Here is a 17,696-nt window from a genome sequence, read left to right as displayed (position 1 = left end):
CGGCAGCGGGGCAGTGTGGGTTGGTACACCGCCTCATGGCAGGTTGGTTGACAGGAAGGTCAGGGGCAGGCCCAACACCGATAAGTCGATTTCCTCGAGATAATGACCGTCGCCCTCGAAGCCTTGCCGGAAGCGTGTGGCGGAACCATAACGCTTGGCGATGTCCTCCGCCTCCGACGCTCCGGGAACCTGCACCACTACCGTGAAGACGCCGCCATCGCGATGACTGGCCAGGAATTCGGTCACCGAGGTGGCCACCTCGGCGGTGGACCCCGGGTTCGGACTGATCACCTCGATGCCTCGATTCCAATCGAGGAGCACCCGCAGCCCGAGCTCGTCCAAATTGATCTCATCGAAGCTGAATCCCACCTCGGCAAAAAGCCGTCCCACGGCTTCCTGTCGTTCGCGTGACACCGCGAAGACGACATGATGCAACCGTGGCGATGAGTCATTCATCAGTGACCTCCGGGCACGGTCAGGAGACGGGGCAGGGGCATCATCGGCGGCCGAACTCTATGGGAAGGCTTGTCGGCCCGCTCATGCCGAGCATCGGCTTCCAGGGTGCCGGTCCGACACGTCGGGCGTCCGGCAGCCGGTGCGCCAGGATCTTGAGTCCTTCGGCCAGCTCCAGCCTGGCCAGGTTCGCACCGAGGCAATAGTGCACGCCGCCACCGAATGTCAGTACCGCCGGCGCCTCCTTGCGGGTGACGTCGAAGCGGTCGGGATCCTGGTAGATGTCCGGATCGCGGTTGGCTGCAAAAGAATTCACAAAGATATAAGTGCCGCTCGGGAAGGTGTATCCGCCCAACTCGACGTCTTCGTTCACGGTGCGGACCGTATTACACACGGCGGGCGAGTGGCGCATGCTCTCCTCGACCGCAGGCATGGCGAGTTCGGGGCGCTCGCGCAGCATCGCCCACTGCTCCGGGTGATCGAGCAGCACCTGCAAGGACGCGGCCAGCTGATTGCGCGTGGTATCCGTTCCGGCGAGCAACAATCCGGCCACCGTCATCCGAAGTTCGTCGGCACTGAGGCGATCGCCTTGAACAGTCGGGTCCTCGGCCCGGATGAGGTCGGAGAGCAAGTCGTCGGTCAGGCGGTGTCGTCGCTCGGCGACCATTTCGTCGACGTGGGCGTCGAGCTCGGCCCAACCGCGAAGAATCGTGGACATTTCGTCGGTGAGATTCACCGAGAAGTCGACCATCTTGAAAATCGCCTCGGCCCATCGTGAGAACTGCGCCCAGCTTCCGCGTGGCGCACCGAGCAACGCGCAGATGATCGGGATCGGGTAGTGGCGGGCAATGTCTGTCACAACGTCGCAGCGGCCGGCGTCAATGACGCCATCGACCAGTTCGTTGACGACTTCGCCGATAGTGTCGTGCAGACGCGCGGTGGCCCGTGGGGTGAACGCCCTCGAGACCAAGCTTCGCAGCCGATGATGTTCGGAGCCTTCCGCGCAGATGATGCTTCCGACGACTCTGTCCCAAAGCGGGCCCGAGGTCGCGCCCCGCGCGCTCAGGTGAAGACCCGGGGGAATGATGAATCGCGTGTCGCGCAGAACAGTGCGCGCGAGCTCGTAAGAGAGGATTTCGGGTCCGAATGGGCCGAGTGCGATTGGGCCGCGTAGCTGCGCCGCTCGGATGCGAGCGCAGACCTCGTGCGGTGACTCGGTGATGTCGTATTCGAGCACCGGAAGTCCCGCCTCAAAGACACTGGGCGCACCGGTTGTTGCGGTCATCAGACGCACGTCCTCTCAGCTCCGTGCCAGTACTCCCCGCGGAAGGAGCAGCGGCAGGTCGTTGTAGGTGGCGATGCCGGGTGGAGCGGCAACCACGGCAGGTATCGCGTTGACCGCCGGCATGGCGGTGATGGTGAGACCCAACATGATGTAGTCATCCAACGTCTCGCCCTGAAAGTCTGGCGGCGGAAGGAAGCTCAGCGTCGTCTTGATCGTCGGTTGGCCTTGCACCTCAATGGTGTAGCCCATGTCCAGCGGCCAATCCGGATCCAGCGTTTGACCCTTGCGCCACCGGCCACGGATCTCGATGATCTCGCGGCCGCCGAGAACACCTTTCCAGCGGACGTCTACACCGGCGACGCATCCTTGGGCAATCGTCCAGTCACCGGGTAGCTCAAGATCCTCGGTGGTCTGGGCATACTCGACCTCGCAACGCACTTCGTCGAGCTCCACACCGAGAGCGTCGGCGATCAGCAGCACAGCGTCCCGGAAGACACCGGAGCCCTTCTCGGTGATGGCCGGTAAATCTGCCTGGTCGATGGGATAGCCGAAGCCCATCGGTATTTCGGTCTCGGGGGAGTTGTAGATGGTGGTGTCAGCGGATTCCAGCATTGACACCTTGTCCACCCGGTCCGAGAGGCCTGCCGACACGATTGCCAACAGTTGGATGAAACCGGGGTTGATGCCGCTGCCGAAAATGGTCGACCCGCCGTGCTTACAGGCCTCGGCGATGCGATCGCGTCCCGCGCCCAGGAAGTGGCCGGTGACGGACCCTGCCGTACCCACCACATTGATACCCGCTTCGAGGATGCGGACCAGCTCATCGACATCGGCGAACATCGGGTTGTAGACCACACAGTCCGGCTTGAGCGCGAGCAGTGCGTCAATGTCGTTGGTGGCCTTCACATCAAGCGGTTCGATCCCGCACAGCTCGCCGGCATCGCGGCCGACCTTCTCTGGCGACCAGGCGTAACATCCGACGAGCTCCAGTGTGGGGTTTGTGGCTATCGCCCGCACCGAACTCTTGCCGACGTTACCCGTCGTCCATTGAACGACCCGGTAGGTCACGGGTGCGGCGCCGCGTGCTGTTGGGCCGCCTGGCGAGCGAGCCGCTCGTTGTGGATCCTGACCAATTCGCGGAACCCGAGCCTGTGGTACTTCGGTATCGGCTGGATCCCCCACACATCCTGCGCGGTGGCCTTGCCTTCGGCGCCCTCCGGCGGCCCGAAGGGCGGGTACGGGTACTTGCACTCCAGGGTGTCGTTGGAGTATCGAATCTTCAGCAGCTCACTGCAGATCTGCGTGAGACTCAGGGTCGGGTAGCCGTAGTAGACCGCCATGAACGGCAAGGTGAATGCACCCTCGATGACCAGGGCGACCAGGCATACCAGCACGGCCCGTTTGATCCATTTGTGCATTCGCGCGTAGTACGGCGTGGTCCCCGGCTCGAGACCGGCGGTGGGATCTTGCTCGTCGGTGGGTGTCGGTGCGGTCATGGCTTTGCTCCTTAAACCTGTTCAGTCGGAGAAGATTTCGCGGTTGACAGTGTGCAGGTACGGGATGGCGAGGAAGGGGGTGATGTAGAAGATGTCATAGAGCCACCAGCCGATGACCGGGAACACCACACCGGCGTACCGCACGTCGGCGAACATCGTCATGTTGAACACATACGCGGACCAGATCACCACGCCCATCCAGCAGGTGACGACCATCCACTGATGGCCCCAGCGCTTCATCTGCAGAAACCCGATCGCCGCGGCCACCCGCATGGAGAACACCGTGAGGATCAGCCCTGCCACGTAGGCCTTTTCGCCAGGGCCCGCCGCACCGCCGATCCAGAGCTCGTTGTAGTGCCAGAAGTAGCCGGCGTCAAACATGTTGCCCCACCCAACCATCAGCACCCGGTTGATCAAGGTGTGGTTGGCGACCAGGTCCAGGGCCCAGCCGAGGCTGTTCAGCATTCCGTCGATCAGCACCAGATAACCGATGAGGGTCACGATCATGGGCCGGACCGACAAGCCGGCCCGCAGTGCCTGGCGCTGCAGCCACACCCCACGCATGAAGATGGGAAATCCGATGAGCCCCGGAGCCCACATGCCCATCAGGGCGGCGCCGATGATCATCCACTTGTCGGCGCGGCGCTGCGCAAGGCGGGACTCGCCGTGGTGATCCTCGAGGCTGACTGCGCTTGCTGTCTGCGCGACAACAGGTTTCACAAATCCCACCACCCTCGGGCGAACGACATGTACAGCTGGATGCCGAACATCACCAGCAGGTAGCCGTAGATGAAGATTTGGAAGACGATGAGCGCCCGTTTGCGCTTCTGTTCCTGTTGGTCCATGCCGGACTCCTCTCTTAGGGGGTTGCGCTCGGGGCGTCGATGGCGGCCAGGCTGGCTGCAGCAACCTCGCGTAGACCGTCGGTGACCGCGCCGTCGCTACTCAGTGGCGCCAGTACGCACGCGTCGGCCGCTTCCAGTTCGGTTGCGCCGGCGGCGATCAGGTGCGCCGCCGTGACCAGCACCCTGGTCGACGGCGGCTCGAAGTGAAAGGCTTCGTCCGCAGTGCGGATGGCAACCGCGCATTCGACCAACCGCCGTGCCGTTGCGATGGGAATCCCGGCCTCGGCGACAATCACTTCGGCCTCCCGCTCGGGCGGCAGATACCTCATCGTGAGTGTGACGAACCGTTGGCGGAACGACGGTTTGAGCTCCTTGAGCGAGCTGCGATATGCCGGGTTGTACGAACACACCAGCATGAAGGTGTCCGGCGCGGTCACGACTTCGCCGGCTCGGTCGAGGTACAGCGATCGGCGGTGATCGGTGAGCGAATGCAGGATGGCCAGCGAGTCGTGGCGGGCTTCGACGACTTCGTCGAGGTAGCAGATCGCGCCGGCTTTGACGGCCCGGGTCAGCGGGCCATCGGTCCAGACCACGTCGCCGCCGGTCACCATGAAGCGGCCGACGAGGTCGGAGCTGGTGAGGTCGTCGTGGCAGCTGATGGTGACGACCGGTCGTTGCAACAGCACGCCCATGTGCTCGACGAAACGGGTCTTGCCGCAACCCGTGGGGCCGGTGAGCATCACGGGCATGTGCTGGCGGAAGGCCTGCTCGAACAGCTGAACTTCGTTGCCGTTCGCGAAATATATGTCGGTGGCGGCGTTCATGCGGCGACCAGTTCACGGTGGACGTGAGCCAACACCCTGGGAAGCTCCTCTACGCGTCGGATTCGTTGCGATCGTCTGGGCCCGAACACCTCGGGAAGGGGATCGACACGGGTCGGCCCGATGCCGACGTAGTACATCGACACACCGGCGTCGTTCGCCTCCTCGACGGCGTGCGCGACGTCCGCCCAGGCATAACGGCCCTCGTAACCCTCGTCGGAGATGAGACCGTCGCCGATGACGATCAGCAGGCGCCGCTCGGAGGGCTGCGCCATGAGCCGGCTCGTCAAGTGGCGCAGTGGCGCACCGAGTCGCGTGTATCCCCGGGTGGACAGGCCCAGCCCGCTCGGCGGCACAAACCGGCGATCGTCGAAATCCTTCAGACACCGCACTTCGACTCGATGCCGAGTGTTGCCGGTGAACACAAAGACACCATGGCGTTCGCGGGCCAGCGTCATGGCTCGCGAAAGCGCATCGGCACAGGCCAATTCGAGTTGGAAAACTCGACCGCCGTGTACCCCTAGCGACGAACTGCCGTCGAGCAGCAACGCTGTGGCGACGTCACGGCTGCTGGGCAGCAAGTCGCGGAAGAGCCGCGGCTCCTTGGCCTCGCCGGTAGACAGGTCGATGTAGTGGTTGACGTATTGGTCGACGTCGAGGTCGGATCCGTCTTCGAGGCGGTTTGTCATCGCACGATGGGTGTGTTCTTCGAACCACTTGCGTACGTCGACGGCGACCGGCACGGGACGACGAATGCGGCGGCCGTCTGCATGCTCGATAACGGCGACGTGGTCGTGCATGAACTGCTTTGTCCACATATTCCATTCGGGATAGGGGATACCGGGCCGGTGTTCGGGCGTGACGTCGAAATCGTTGTCCTGGGGCCGGCTCGGGGGCGGCAGGTTGGGATTGCGGACGCCTCCATCGCCGCCGACGGGAACTGAGTACGGCCGCGGCAGCCGTTTCTGCGCGCTCGTCCAGGGCATCCGGCCGAAGCTGCGGCGTAACTTGTCGGTCAAGCCATGCGGCGCCGTATAGGCCAGCGGCAGGTGGCCCAGCAGCGGGTGGACCGTCAATGCCTGGCCGGTGGTCGCCAACGCGATTGCCCGCCTGAGCATTTCCGCTGCATCCATGTCATCGGCTTCGGCGTGCACCTCCGGGAGCAGTCGGTGGACCTCGGGGAGCAGGCCCGGCCACCGCGACGCGATCCAGCCGAGCGCGACACGGGCTTCGACAAGCGTGAGCGCGCGCAGTTCGCGAGCGGACAGCTCGTTCAGGCGGTATTGGGTGATCCGCTCTTTCGACGGCGAACACTGCAGGGCTACACCGCATGTCAGGGTCCTGCGTGTCCAACCCGACATGGCGGGGTAGGGGACATGAACGAACGTCAGCGCTGCATTCAAACCGAAGCGACGCTGTTCACCGGTGACCAGTCGGACGCCCTCGCGACGTTGCTCGCTGAGCGCGACCGCTGTCACGGAGCAACTCCGTTCCAGCGCCATCGCGTCGGAATCGTCAGCCATTGGCCGAATCCCGCGCGTCCCGGTGGCCTGGTGAACCGTTCAGAACGTACCAATGTTGGAGAACAGCCAATACCAGAACCAGATGATCAGTCCGGTACCTCCCCAAGCGGCGACGTACCGAAGGATTTCCCACACATAAGCCACGATCTGACCTCCTTGGTGACACGCACTCGGCCGAGTGATGCTTGAGTTGACTTCGCCGGCTTCCCCGCCCGACGGGATGTCGACACACCCTCCGCCGCAACGAAATTTCCCCGGGGCGATCGGCCGGTCGGACCGGAATCGGCTGACGATGCGGGTCGTCGAACAGCATGTGCGGCATGTCAGTCGATGAACAGTTCGCGGTTGACGGTGTGCAGATAGGGGATTGCCAGAAAGGGCGTGATGTAGAAGATGTCGTAGAGCCACCAGCCGACGACCGGCAGCACTACGCCGGCGAAGCGCACGTCGGCGAACATGGTCATGTTGAAGACGTAGGTAATCCAGATCACCACGCCCATCCAGCACGTGATGACCATCCATTGGTGACCCCAGCGTTTCATTTGCAGGAATCCGATGGCAGCGGCGATTCGCATGGTGAAGACGGTCAGGATGAGACCGACTTCCATGGCCTTTTCGCCAGGCCCGGCCGCGCCGCCGACCCACAGCTCGTTGTAGTGCCAGAAGTAGCCGGCGTCGAACATGTTGCCCCACCCGTTGAGCAGGACGCGGGCCAGCAGGGTATGGCTTGCCACCAGGTCGAGTGCCCACCCCACAGTGTTGATGGCGGCGTCGATGATGACGAGATAGCCGAGCAACGTGACCAGCATCGGGCGAACCGAAAGGCCATCTCGCTGGGCGCGGCGCAGCAACCGGACTCCGTAGAGAAACAGCGGCAACCCCAAGACGCCCAGGGCCGCGGTCCCGATCAGGAGACTGCCGGAGATAAGCCATTTGTCGGCCCGACGCTGCGCGAGTTGCGACCGCTCCATGTGCTCGTCGATGGTCAGACCTGGCGCGGGGCCGGTCGAGCGGGTGGCCGTGCCGACGCCGGCATCGCGCCCTTGCAGCTTCGGATGATTCACGAACCCTCCCCATCATCGACGCTGATTGGATCGGCGTGTGCACTATAACAGGCTGACTGTAGTCAGCATATGTGCCGGCCCGACAGACCCCAAGGGGAAACAAAACGCCAGGCTCCCGCCCGGCAACTATCGACCGTGAAGCCAAACTAACGTCGATCCTTTCCGCACCGGGGTGGCTGCCTGCTGGACGCCCGGTCCCACTTACTGACACAAGTCAAGCTATTTCTCGTTGACACACCAATCGGCCGATGCCTACGCTCAGCGAGCGCCCCCCTTCAGGCCTGGTGTGCCGCTGGCGAGACCGCTCGTTCGTCATCGCGCAGTCGGTGCATGCAAAGGAGTAGCAATGACGCTCACCGAAGAGAACACAGTGACCCGAAAGTCGCCGGTCGAGCGGAAGTATCGCGTCATCCAATGGGGCGTAGGCAATGTCGGAACGGTGGCGCTCCGCCATTTCGCTCATAACCCGGCCTACGAACTGGTCGGGGTGCTCTGCAATCGTCCCGAGAAGGTCGGGAAAGACGCCGGCGAGCTCTGTGGCAAGCCACCTACCGGGGTGCTGGCCACCGACGACAAAGCGGCCATCGAGGCCCTTGACGCCGACTGCGTGTTCTACGCGCCGCTGTGGTCCGATCCCGATGAAGTCTGCCGCCTGCTGCGCGGCGGGAAGAACGTGGTCGCGTCGGGCGGCGCGTGGTGGTATCGAACCGAGCACAGTCAGGCGGATATCGACAAGATCCACGCCGCGTGCCTAGAGGGTGGTACATCGTTCCACGCGGGTGGTGTCAATCCAGGTTTCGCGGGTGACCTCCTTGTTCTGACGTTGGCCCGGATTGTCAGCCAAATCGACACCATCCACATCTACGAGGTTGTGAACTTCGGCAGGGACACCCTGAAGTACTTGTTCGAGATGGGGATGGGCAGCGATCCGGCCGGTTTCGAGGACGGCCCGAATCTGCTGGGGCAGGCCTGGCCGCTGTTCGCACAGTCGATGGCAATGATCGTCGAGAACATGGGCAAGACGGTCGAGAGGTACACGACGGAGGTGGAGCTCGGCGTTGCCACGCGGGACATCCCCTTCGAAGGCGGGGAGACCAGCGACATGCCGGGCTTCAAGGGAGTGATCAAGGCGGGTACCGTGGCCCGCCAGCATCACAAATGGACGGCGTGGGTGGAGGGAAGGCCGCTCATCGTCTTTCACGAGATCTACACGATGGACACCTACGATGCCATTGAACCACAGGAGGATTGGCCCCAGCATTATCACTACCGCATCGTGATCGAGGGTGACTCGTCCACGGAGCTGATCCTCCAAGGGGCGCAGGACCCTGACGGCGGCTACGCGTTGCCCGGGTACACCTGGACCGCGATGGGCCCCGCGAACGCCATTCCCGCCGTCTGCGACGCCCCGCCGGGCTTCATGTCCCACAACGAACTTGGGCTCATGCCGCTGCGCGGCGTGATACGTCCCTGACGCGCCGGCCTCAGGGCCGCATACTCCGCAACGTCCGCGCGACGTAATCCTCCAACAGTGCGCGGCCCGTCGGCCAGTGATTGGTCGTGATCAACAGGGAGTAGAGGCCGAGCAAGAAGAACACCGCACTGTTCATGGGGCTGACGCCGGGATCGATCTCGCCGCGTTCTTGAGCCTGCGCGATCTCCTCGGCGACCAAGACGACCAGGGGGTGATCCCTGCCGTCCTCGGTAGGCGGACGAGTTTGGGAGAAGTGCAGCGCGAGAAAGTCGTTGAAAAGCAGATCGCCCAGCCGGCGTTCCAATCCGATCACCAAGCGGACCGCCTCGTTCAGGGCGGACGCAAGATCGTGCTTGGCCTTCAAGAATTGCGCGAATTGCTTTGCGATGCGGTCCTCTTCGCGGCGCTCCAGCTCCAGCAGCACATGCTCCTTGGTGGGGAAGTGGAAGAAGAAGGTCCCGTGCGCTACGCCCGCAGCTGCCACGATCGCGCTGACGTCGGCCTCGGCCATCCCGGCGCGGGCGAACTCCGCGATCGCGGCGCCCATCAATCGTTCCCTTGTCTGCAGGCGCTTCGCTTCTCGTGCCGACAGCCGGTCTGTGACAGCCATTTCGTCCCTCACACGTTGACCTGACTCATGCCTGAGTTTCAGGGTTACCTCGACCAGTATGCCGTGTCCTGGTCAGAAAGGCTTGCACTACTTGGACGTTGTTGGACCGCGCACACCGCTTCTGGTCGGGACCGTGTGGATTCATTGACTTTAGTCAGCAACGTTCATAGATTGAACGGCGCACCCGTCACACGCGGCCTAGGGAGTCCGGCATGGCATTGGAGCAATTCAGGTTGGATGGACAGGTCGCGATCGTCACCGGCGCCGGGAAGGGTGTCGGCGCGGGGATAGCGCGGGTCTTGGGAGAGGCGGGCGCCACGGTCGTCGGGACCGCACGTACCGAGGCGGATATCGTTGGCACGATTCAAGGCATCGAGTCCGCGGGCGGCAAGGGGCTGGCGCTCGTCGCCGACGCGATGAGTCGTCCCGACGGAGAGCGGGTCGTGAACGCCGCGATGGAGCGGTTTGGCCGCATCGACATTCTCGTCAACAACGTCGGTGGCTCGACCTATGCGAGGTTTCTGGACATCACCGACGAGGACTTTCGGCACACCTTCGACTGGTGTGTGACATCGGCCTTCATCATGAGTCAGCTCGCTGCCCCGCACATGCTCGATGCGGGGCACGGTTCCATCATCAATATCTCGTCGGGGTCAGCTCGGTTCGGCATCCGCGCCCTGACCGCCTATTGCGTCGCGAAGGGCGGCCTCGAGGCTCTTACCCGCGCGATGGCACAGGAACTGGCACCCAAGATTCGCGTCAACGCCATAGCCCTGGGTTCGTTCGCCACCGACGGCCTGAAGGGCAGCCTGGATCTGATGCCCGGGTCGCTGGAGAAGATGCAGGAGGCCACCCCGCTGCATCGGCTGGGCGACGTCGAGGACCTCGGTCGGCTCGCGGTGTATCTCTGCACCCGCGATTGTTACGCAACCAACGCGACCTTCCATGTCGACGGCGGCATCGACTCCAACAATTCGCCGCTGCCGATACCCGACTACTGACCCGCGCGGTGATTGAACGCGCCATGATGGGTCATCACCCGCCGCTGGAAGGACGAGGGTAGCCGTGCGCAGAGTCATTCAATTCTCCACCGGAAATGTGGGCCGGCACTCGTTGCGGGCCATCATCGGCAGACCGGACCTCGAACTGGTCGGCGTGCATGCCGCGAGCGCCGAGAAGATCGGCCAGGATGCAGCGCAGTTGTGCGGACTGGACAAGCCGACCGGCGTCATCGCCACCGACGACATCGACGCGCTGGCGGCCCTCGGTGCCGACTGCGTGGTGTACACGTCTCAGGGCGAAACCCGGCCGATGGAAGCCATCGAACAGATGGCCAAGTTTCTTGCGGCGGGCACCAACGTCGTCGGCACGTCGATGGTCTGGCTCGTCACGCCTCGCCACGCCGACGACTGGCTGCGCGAGCCCCTGGAGCGTGCCTGTGCGGCCGGCGACACCTCGCTCTACGTCAACGGCATCGACCCCGGTTTCTCCGGCGATACGCTGGTGCACGCCGCCGCCAGCCTGACCACCCGCATCTCTTCGATCACCGTGCAGGAGATCTTCGACTACGCAAACTATGACGATGCCGAGTTCACAGGCGCAGCAATGGGATTCGGGACAACGCCGGACGACGACTCGCCGATGATGTTCCTGCCAGGGGTGATCGTGTCGATGTGGGGCGGTCAGGTCCGCAGCCTCGCGGACAATCTCGACATCAAACTGGACGACGTACGCCAGCGCGTCGAACCCTGGTACACGCCGGAACGAATCGAATGCACGATGATGACGGTGGAGCCGGGACAGATGGGCGCGGTGCGCTTTGCCACCGAGGGCGTGATCAATGACAAGCCGGTGATCACCCTCGAGCACGTCACCAGGCTCACCCAGGCCGCGGCGCCGGACTGGGAGTTCCCACCCGAGGGGCACACCGGCGTGCACCGCGTCGTCGTGGAGGGCGAACCGCGGGTGGAAATCAACACCCACGTTTCCCACCCCGTCTTCGATTCCACTGATGCGGGCTGCATCTCGACGGCGGGCCGGGCCGTCAATGCGATCGACTGGGTGTGCCGCGCGCCCCAAGGACTGATCGGGGTGGAGGACATCCCGCTGTCCGCGACGATGCGTGGCCTGATGTGGAACGAGCGGTAGCCGGGTGACACCACATCCGGGACGTGTTGCCGGTAAACGCTTTCTGATTACCGGTGCCGCCCGCGGGATGGGGCGTAGCCACGCGCTCCGGCTTGCCGAGGAGGGCGCCGACCTGATCCTGGTCGACATCTGCCGATCTCTGCCCGAGATCGAATATCCCTTGGCCACAGAGCAAGACCTCGACGAGACGGTGCGGCTGGTTCGTGAATTCGGCCGCCGCTGTGTGAGTCGGGTCGTCGACGTCCGCAACGAGGTCGCGCTCCGCGAGACGGTCGATGACGGTGTCGCGGTTCTCGGCGGTTTGGATGGCGCCGTCGCCAACGCCGGTGTGCTGACGGTTGCGCCGTGGGACAAGACGACTCTCGAGGACTGGCGCACGGTGGTCGACGTCAATCTCATCGGGGTGTGGAACACCTGTGCGGCGGCCATACCCCACTTGCTTGACCAAGGCGGCGGCAGCCTGGTCAATATCAGCTCTGCCGGCGCCATCAAAGGCTTTCCGCTGCAGCTGCCTTACACAGCCGCGAAGCATGGTGTCGTGGGTTTGACGTTGGCGTTGGCCAACGAATTGGCCGCCCAGAATGTTCGGGTCAACTCGGTGCATCCGACGGGATCTCCCACCGGCATGATCCCGCCGTCGATCGGGGCCGCTCTGGGCGAATTGCGGCCCGACCTGATCCCCATCTTCGTCAATGCGATGCCCACCCCGGCCATCGAGCCCCTAGAGGTCAGCCACGCGGTGCTGTTCCTGCTATCCGACGAGTCCCGCTATGTGACGGGATTGCAGTTCAAGGTCGACGCCGGCGTAACGATCAACTAAAACGCTTACAGCGGCCAGCTATTCGGCCCGACGACATACCGCAGCGGCGCGGGCGGGGGCAACGGCCGGCGTTCATTGACCGATATCGCATCGACGACGAGGGCGACGTAACGTCGCCAGCCGTCGCTGTCCGCATCCATGGTCGACAGCACGCTGAAGAGCATCGCGACCAGGCGAGGCAGGTCGTCGGTGACCAGGTCGGCGCGGATGCTGCCGGCTCGCTGGCCCTCGCGGGCAAGCTCGCCAAGCGCAGCGTTGAGCGAAACCGAGATGTCGGACGTGAGTGACCCGGCCCGCCGTGCGGCGGTCAGTAGGTTATGTTCGCGGGCCCCCAGCGAGATCGCCGCTTCGATCAGTTGGGTGAGGCCCCGCAGCGGGTCATCGGCACGGCGGGCGTTTTCGATCACCGGCGTGAGGTCCTCGGCGATGCTTTGATCCAGGGCGGCCCGCACCAGGTCGGCCTTCGTCGGAAACCTGCGGTAAAGGGTGCGCTCACCGACGCCCGCGCGCCGTGCGACCGCCTCCGCCGGCGCATCGGGCCCCAGCTCCCCATAGACGTCCCGCGCCGCGCGCAGAATGCGCTCGACGTTGCGCGCCGCGTCCGCCCGCAACGGCCGGTCCTCAACCGCGGTCATCCCGACAGCCTAACTGACGGTTGACTGCCAACTAGCCTGGCCTTACGCTGCTACAACTGGCAGGCATCTGACACTTAACGAGAAATACGGGTCATGTCAATATCTTCCGAGATTTCCCAATCCTGCTCCGACGCGGATCTTCCTGTGCTGCCCGTCCGGCGGCCGTCGCACTGCCCGCTCGCGGCCCCGCCCGAGTTCGCGGAGTGGCGGGAGCAGCCCGGGTTGCGGCGGGCGATGTTCCAGGGCAATCCGGTCTGGGTGGTCAGCCGCTACCAGGACATCCGGGCGGCGCTGGTTGACCCGCGCTTGTCCGCGAAGACCATTCCGGACTCGATCCTGCCGACGGACGCCGACAACAAGGTCGCGGTGATGTTCGCGCGGACCGACGATCCCGAACATCATCGGTTGCGGCGCATGATGACGAGCAACTTCACCTTCCGGCGCTGCGAATCGATGCGGCCGCACATCCAGGAAATGGTTGATCACTATCTCGGCCAGATGATCGCCCATGGCGCGCCGGCCGACCTGGTGCGCGAATTCGCGCTGCCGGTGCCGTCGATGGTGATCGCGCTGCTGCTGGGGGTGCCGCCCGAAGACCTCGCACTCTTTCAGCACAACACCACGAAGGGGCTTGACCAGAGATCCACCGACGAGGAAAAGGGCCGGGCGTTCGGGGCCATGTACGCCTACATCGAGGAGTTGGTGGAACGCAAAGCGCGCGAACCGGGCGATGACTTGATCAGTCGCCTGCTCACCGAATACGTCGCGAAGGGCCAACTCGACCACACCACCACCGCCATGAACAGCGTGATCATGATGCAGGCCGGCCACGAAACCACCGCCAACATGATCTCGCTGGGAACGGTTGCGCTCCTGGAACATCCCGACGTGTTCGAGCGACTCGGGCAGACGGAGGACCCGGCCGTCATCGCGAACACCGTCGAAGAGCTCATGCGCTACCTCAGCATCGTGCACAGCCAGGTCGATCGTGTGGCGACCGAAGACCTGATGATCGGCGGTCAGCTGATTCGCGCGGGAGAGTACGTCATGATGAGCCTGCTCGCCGGGAACTGGGATGCCGAATTCGTCGACAATCCCGAATCCCTCGACGTCGACCGAAACACCCGCGGGCACTTGGGCTTCGGTTATGGCGTGCACCAATGCATCGGAGCCAACCTGGCCCGTGTCGAGATGCAGGTTGCGTTCGCCACGCTGGCGCGCCGCCTGCCCGGGCTCAAACTCGCGGTCCCGCCCGAGGAACTGAGGTTCAAAGACGCCAACATCTATGGCATGAAAGAACTTCCGGTCAGTTGGTGAGGACGGCCATGCGGTTCGACGGGCAGGTCGCCGTGATCACCGGTGCGGGCGGCGGTCTGGGCAGGCAATACGCGTTGCTCCTCGCGTCGCGTGGCGCGCGCGTCGTGGTCAACGACATCGGCGGCTCGGTGACGGGGGATGGCTCCGACGCCGCGGTGGCGGGCGTCGTCGTCGACGAGATCCGCCGCCAGGGCGGTGAGGCCGTCGCCGACAGCCACAGCGTGACGACTCCCGAAGGCGCAGAGGCCATTATCGACACCGCCCTACGCGCGTGGGGACGCGTCGACATCGTGATCAACAACGCCGGCATCGTCGGCGACGCCCCCTTCGAGGACATGACCGCCGATAGGCTGGAACCCCTCGTCGATGTGCACCTCAAGGGCGCGTTCTATGTGGCGCGGCCCGCGTGGAAGGTCATGCGTGAGCAGCGGTACGGCCGGGTGCTCAACACCTGCTCGGCCGCCGGACTCCTTGGCGCCGAACGCATGAGCAACTACGGCGCGGCGAAAACCGGGATGATCGGCCTCACCCGCGTGCTGGCCGCCGAAGGGGCCGAGCACGGAATCAAGGTCAATGCCATCGCGCCAATCGCCCACACGCGGATGCTGACCCACTCGCTCGACGGCGCCACCGAGGCAGACGACGCGGCGGCGCGGGCCGTGTTGGATGACCTTGCGGGCCAATACCTGCGGGAGCTCGACCCAGCGCGGGTCGCGCCGGTGGCGGCCTTCCTGGCGCACCGGGATTGCCCGGTTTCCGGAGAGATCTACACGGCGGGCGCCGGACACGTCGCACGGTTCTTCATCGGCAGGACAAAAGGATTCCGTAGCCCCGACTTGTCCATCGAAGATGTGCGCGACCATCTCGACGAGATCCGCGACGAAACCGGCTACACGGTCCCGGGTGGACCCGCCGACGAGATAGCCGAGTTGTTCGCGACCATCACGAACAACTGAACGCCGTGCCGACGCCGTCCGGTGCCGGCCCCGGTCGTAGGCAACCGAACGGTTCGATGCCCGCGGGACTCAATCGTGCCGCCGACTGGTGGGCATAGTTCACGCAATACACCCCGGTTTGATCGGCGCGGCAACGATAGTCGCCGAAAGACAGCGAATCACCGTTCGCGAGTTCCGAACCGTTGCCGTTGATGAATGGACCGGGGTCGGCGCGGGACGCGCCCACTTGCAGGTTCACGCCGTCGAAGGTCACCCAACCGCCCTGCCAGCCGCCGTAGGAAGTCGGCGGAGCGGGCGGCGGATTGGTCAGGCTCACCAGGCAGATCAGGGACCCACCGGTGTGCTTGGAATCGGTCAGGCAGGAGACTTTGCCGGCGGCCGCCGAGAAGGCGATGTCGTCGCCGAGCGCGGTGGTCGCCCCGTCGCGAATCGCGTTGTGGTAGCGGCCCGGATCCGCGGGGCGGCCCGCCTCGATCCACGCGATGACGTCGGAGATCGGCGCCTTGGCTGCGGGTGCGGCCGACGGGGCCGGTGGATTGCTGCCCGGCGGAGTGGCGGATGGGCTGGTGGATGCCTGAGTTTGCTGAGACTGGCCGCCGATGGTGTGAGAACACCCGGCGACCAGTAACGACGCTGCAAGCAGCGCGGCAATCCGCATCCAGTCAGGCTAACCGCCATGCGCGAAAATAACGCGCTGCGCGCGCGTTACGCCCGCCATGTCCGCTACCGTCGGGTTATGCATCAGCGCACCGTCCGCGCACGCACGACGATCGGCACCGTCGAAGGCTTCACCCGCGACGGGGTCCACCGCTGGCGATCCATCCCTTACGCCCGGCCACCGGTCGGACCCCTGCGGTTGCGGGCGCCCCGGCCGGCGCAACCTTGGTCGGGTGTGCGGCACTGCCACGGCTTCGCCAACTGCGCACCCCAGCAGCGTCGCTACACCATGCTCGGTGTCGGCCGCTACCAGCCGATGGGGGAGGACTGCCTCACGCTCAACGTCGTCACCCCCGAGGCGCCCGCCGACGAGCCGCTGCCCGTCATGGTCTTCATCCACGGGGGTGGCTACATCCTGGGCAGCTCGGCCACGCCGCTGTACGACGGTGCGGCGCTGGCGCGCCGCGGTTGCGTGTACGTGTCGGTGAACTACCGCCTGGGCGCGTTGGGATGCCTGGACCTGTCGTCACTTTCGACCCCGGATATCCCCATCGACGGCAACCTGTTTCTGCGCGACCTGGTGATGGCGTTGCGCTGGGTGAAAGACAACATCTTCGCGTTCGGCGGCGACCCGGACAACGTCACCATCTTCGGGGAAAGCGCCGGCGCGCACATCACGGCCACCCTGCTGGCGGTGCCCGCCGCCGAAGGGTTGTTCTCCCGGGCCATTTCGGAAAGCCCGGCCGCCGGCATGGTGCGATCGCCAGAGACCGCCGCGGAATTCGCGACGCGCTTCGCCGCCCTGCTGGGCGCTCGCCCGCGGGACGCCGCCGAGGCGCTGATGCAGGCGTCCCCGGCGCAACTGGTGGACGCCCAACACCGGTTGATCGACCAGGGGATGGAGGACAGGCTCGGCGCCTTCCCGATCGGTCCGGTCGCCGGCGACGACGTCGTGCCCCTCGACCCCGTCGAGGCGATGCGCGGTGGCCGCGCGCACCGGGTGCCGCTCATCGTGGGCACCAACGCCGAAGAGGGCCGTCTGTTCACCCGCTTTCTCAAGATGCTGCCGACCAATCAATCGATGATCGAGGAGCTGCTGGCCGATACGGAACCGGCTGCGCGTGAACGCATCACTGCCGCCTACCCGGATTACCCCGCTCCGTCGGCGTGCATCCAGCTCGGCGGCGACTTCGCGTTCGGCTCGGCGGCCTGGCAGATCGCCGAGGCCCACAGCGCCCACGCGCCCACGTACCTCTACCGGTACGACTACGCCCCCCGCACGCTGCGCTGGTCGGGCCTGGGCGCCACCCATGCCACCGAGTTGCTGGCCGTCTTCGACGTCTACCGCACCCGATTCGGCGCCCTGTTGACCGCCGCCGCCGATCGGCGCGCCGCGCTCCGGGTCAGTAACCAGGTACAACGGCGGTGGCGCGCCTTCAGCCGCCATGGTGCACCGGGGGACGACTGGCCCGCCTACACCACCGCCGACCGCGCCGTCATGGTCTTCGACCACAAGAGCCGCGTCGAGTTCGATCCACATCCGCACCGCCGGATCGCCTGGGATGGCTTCTCCCTGGCGCGGTGACCTGGCA

The 17,696-nt window shown here is 64.9% G+C and carries 19 protein-coding genes; 7 read left to right on the top strand and 12 right to left on the bottom strand.

The annotated features are described in order from the left end of the window. Positions 1 to 33 precede the first annotated feature (33 nt). From G6N37_RS08590 to G6N37_RS08555, 9 genes are all read right to left on the bottom strand, one after another. Entirely contained in the window at positions 34 to 456 is a 423-nt protein-coding gene (locus G6N37_RS08590) for a hypothetical protein (protein WP_163678653.1), read from the bottom strand. A 40-nt stretch (positions 457 to 496) separates the two neighbouring features. After that, positions 497 to 1,738 carry a cytochrome P450 gene (locus tag G6N37_RS08585; RefSeq protein ID WP_163684772.1) on the bottom strand — a complete coding sequence of 414 codons (1,242 nt, stop codon included), beginning with the start codon at positions 1,736 to 1,738 and terminating at the stop codon, positions 497 to 499. A 15-nt stretch (positions 1,739 to 1,753) separates the two neighbouring features. Beyond that, positions 1,754 to 2,806, bottom strand: a complete 1,053-nt coding sequence (locus G6N37_RS08580; RefSeq protein ID WP_163678650.1) for an NAD(P)H-dependent amine dehydrogenase family protein — start codon at positions 2,804 to 2,806, stop codon at positions 1,754 to 1,756. Further along, on the bottom strand, positions 2,803 to 3,234 hold the full coding sequence (locus G6N37_RS08575; protein ID WP_046182588.1) for a hypothetical protein: 432 nt from the start codon (positions 3,232 to 3,234) through the stop codon (positions 2,803 to 2,805). Before G6N37_RS08575 ends, G6N37_RS08580 begins: the two co-directional genes overlap by 4 nt. Before the next feature lie 21 nt (positions 3,235 to 3,255). Further along, the gene (locus G6N37_RS08570; RefSeq protein WP_231990712.1) at positions 3,256 to 3,861 is read right to left on the bottom strand and encodes a hypothetical protein; all 606 of its coding nucleotides are present in this window, start codon (positions 3,859 to 3,861) and stop codon (positions 3,256 to 3,258) included. 89 nt (positions 3,862 to 3,950) lie between these two features. After that, positions 3,951 to 4,079, bottom strand: coding sequence for a hypothetical protein (locus tag G6N37_RS26440; protein WP_046182590.1), 129 nt, complete (start codon positions 4,077 to 4,079; stop codon positions 3,951 to 3,953). Between the two features lie 14 nt (positions 4,080 to 4,093). Further along, positions 4,094 to 4,903: a CbbQ/NirQ/NorQ/GpvN family protein gene (locus tag G6N37_RS08565; RefSeq protein WP_163678645.1), complete on the bottom strand. Its 810-nt coding sequence runs from the start codon at positions 4,901 to 4,903 to the stop codon at positions 4,094 to 4,096. Continuing rightward, complete coding sequence (locus G6N37_RS08560; protein WP_163678643.1) at positions 4,900 to 6,423, bottom strand: nitric oxide reductase activation protein NorD; 1,524 nt, start codon at positions 6,421 to 6,423, stop codon at positions 4,900 to 4,902. Before G6N37_RS08560 ends, G6N37_RS08565 begins: the two co-directional genes overlap by 4 nt. A 323-nt stretch (positions 6,424 to 6,746) precedes the next feature. Continuing rightward, a complete protein-coding gene (locus G6N37_RS08555) occupies positions 6,747 to 7,394 on the bottom strand; it encodes a hypothetical protein (protein ID WP_163684770.1) in 648 nt (215 codons plus the stop codon). A gap of 439 nt (positions 7,395 to 7,833) precedes the next feature. On the opposite strand from G6N37_RS08555, the gene G6N37_RS08550 reads away from it, so the two are divergent. Beyond that, positions 7,834 to 8,961 carry an NAD(P)H-dependent amine dehydrogenase family protein gene (locus G6N37_RS08550; protein WP_167527372.1) on the top strand — a complete coding sequence of 376 codons (1,128 nt, stop codon included), beginning with the start codon at positions 7,834 to 7,836 and terminating at the stop codon, positions 8,959 to 8,961. Positions 8,962 to 8,971: 10 nt separating this feature from the next. Here G6N37_RS08550 and G6N37_RS08545 read toward each other — a convergent pair whose 3' ends face one another. Beyond that, entirely contained in the window at positions 8,972 to 9,571 is a 600-nt protein-coding gene (locus G6N37_RS08545; protein WP_163678640.1) for a TetR/AcrR family transcriptional regulator, read from the bottom strand. A 212-nt stretch (positions 9,572 to 9,783) separates the two neighbouring features. Here G6N37_RS08545 and G6N37_RS08540 point away from each other — a divergent pair, with 212 nt between their 5' ends. The 3 genes from G6N37_RS08540 (at position 9,784) to G6N37_RS08530 (ending at position 12,539) form a co-directional block, all read left to right on the top strand. Further along, positions 9,784 to 10,572: an SDR family NAD(P)-dependent oxidoreductase gene (locus tag G6N37_RS08540; protein WP_163678637.1), complete on the top strand. Its 789-nt coding sequence runs from the start codon at positions 9,784 to 9,786 to the stop codon at positions 10,570 to 10,572. 64 nt (positions 10,573 to 10,636) lie between these two features. Beyond that, complete coding sequence (locus G6N37_RS08535) at positions 10,637 to 11,719, top strand: NAD(P)H-dependent amine dehydrogenase family protein (RefSeq protein WP_163678634.1); 1,083 nt, start codon at positions 10,637 to 10,639, stop codon at positions 11,717 to 11,719. A 4-nt stretch (positions 11,720 to 11,723) separates the two neighbouring features. Further along, a complete protein-coding gene (locus tag G6N37_RS08530) occupies positions 11,724 to 12,539 on the top strand; it encodes a mycofactocin-coupled SDR family oxidoreductase (RefSeq protein ID WP_163678631.1) in 816 nt (271 codons plus the stop codon). A 5-nt stretch (positions 12,540 to 12,544) separates the two neighbouring features. Here the strand turns inward: G6N37_RS08530 and G6N37_RS08525 are convergent, their stop codons facing one another. Next, positions 12,545 to 13,174, bottom strand: a complete 630-nt coding sequence (locus G6N37_RS08525) for a TetR/AcrR family transcriptional regulator (protein WP_163678628.1) — start codon at positions 13,172 to 13,174, stop codon at positions 12,545 to 12,547. 93 nt (positions 13,175 to 13,267) lie between these two features. On the opposite strand from G6N37_RS08525, the gene G6N37_RS08520 reads away from it, so the two are divergent. Both G6N37_RS08520 and G6N37_RS08515 read left to right on the top strand, forming a co-directional pair. Next, positions 13,268 to 14,491, top strand: coding sequence for a cytochrome P450 (locus G6N37_RS08520; protein WP_167527371.1), 1,224 nt, complete (start codon positions 13,268 to 13,270; stop codon positions 14,489 to 14,491). Between the two features lie 8 nt (positions 14,492 to 14,499). Next, the gene (locus tag G6N37_RS08515; RefSeq protein WP_163684765.1) at positions 14,500 to 15,447 is read left to right on the top strand and encodes an SDR family NAD(P)-dependent oxidoreductase; all 948 of its coding nucleotides are present in this window, start codon (positions 14,500 to 14,502) and stop codon (positions 15,445 to 15,447) included. Here G6N37_RS08515 and G6N37_RS08510 read toward each other — a convergent pair. Next, a complete protein-coding gene (locus G6N37_RS08510) occupies positions 15,434 to 16,105 on the bottom strand; it encodes a hypothetical protein (protein ID WP_163678625.1) in 672 nt (223 codons plus the stop codon). The two genes, G6N37_RS08515 and G6N37_RS08510, sit on opposite strands and share 14 nt — an antisense overlap. A gap of 78 nt (positions 16,106 to 16,183) precedes the next feature. Between G6N37_RS08510 and G6N37_RS08505 the strand changes: the two genes are divergently transcribed. Continuing rightward, positions 16,184 to 17,689 carry a carboxylesterase/lipase family protein gene (locus tag G6N37_RS08505; protein ID WP_163678623.1) on the top strand — a complete coding sequence of 502 codons (1,506 nt, stop codon included), beginning with the start codon at positions 16,184 to 16,186 and terminating at the stop codon, positions 17,687 to 17,689. Positions 17,690 to 17,696 lie beyond the last annotated feature (7 nt).

It is taken from the genome of Mycobacterium seoulense (assembly GCF_010731595.1).
GTDB classification, from domain to species: Bacteria; Actinomycetota; Actinomycetes; order Mycobacteriales; family Mycobacteriaceae; genus Mycobacterium; species Mycobacterium seoulense.
The sequence above is the reverse complement of the archived record's forward strand: the minus strand, read 5'-3'. Positions and strand labels throughout refer to the sequence as shown.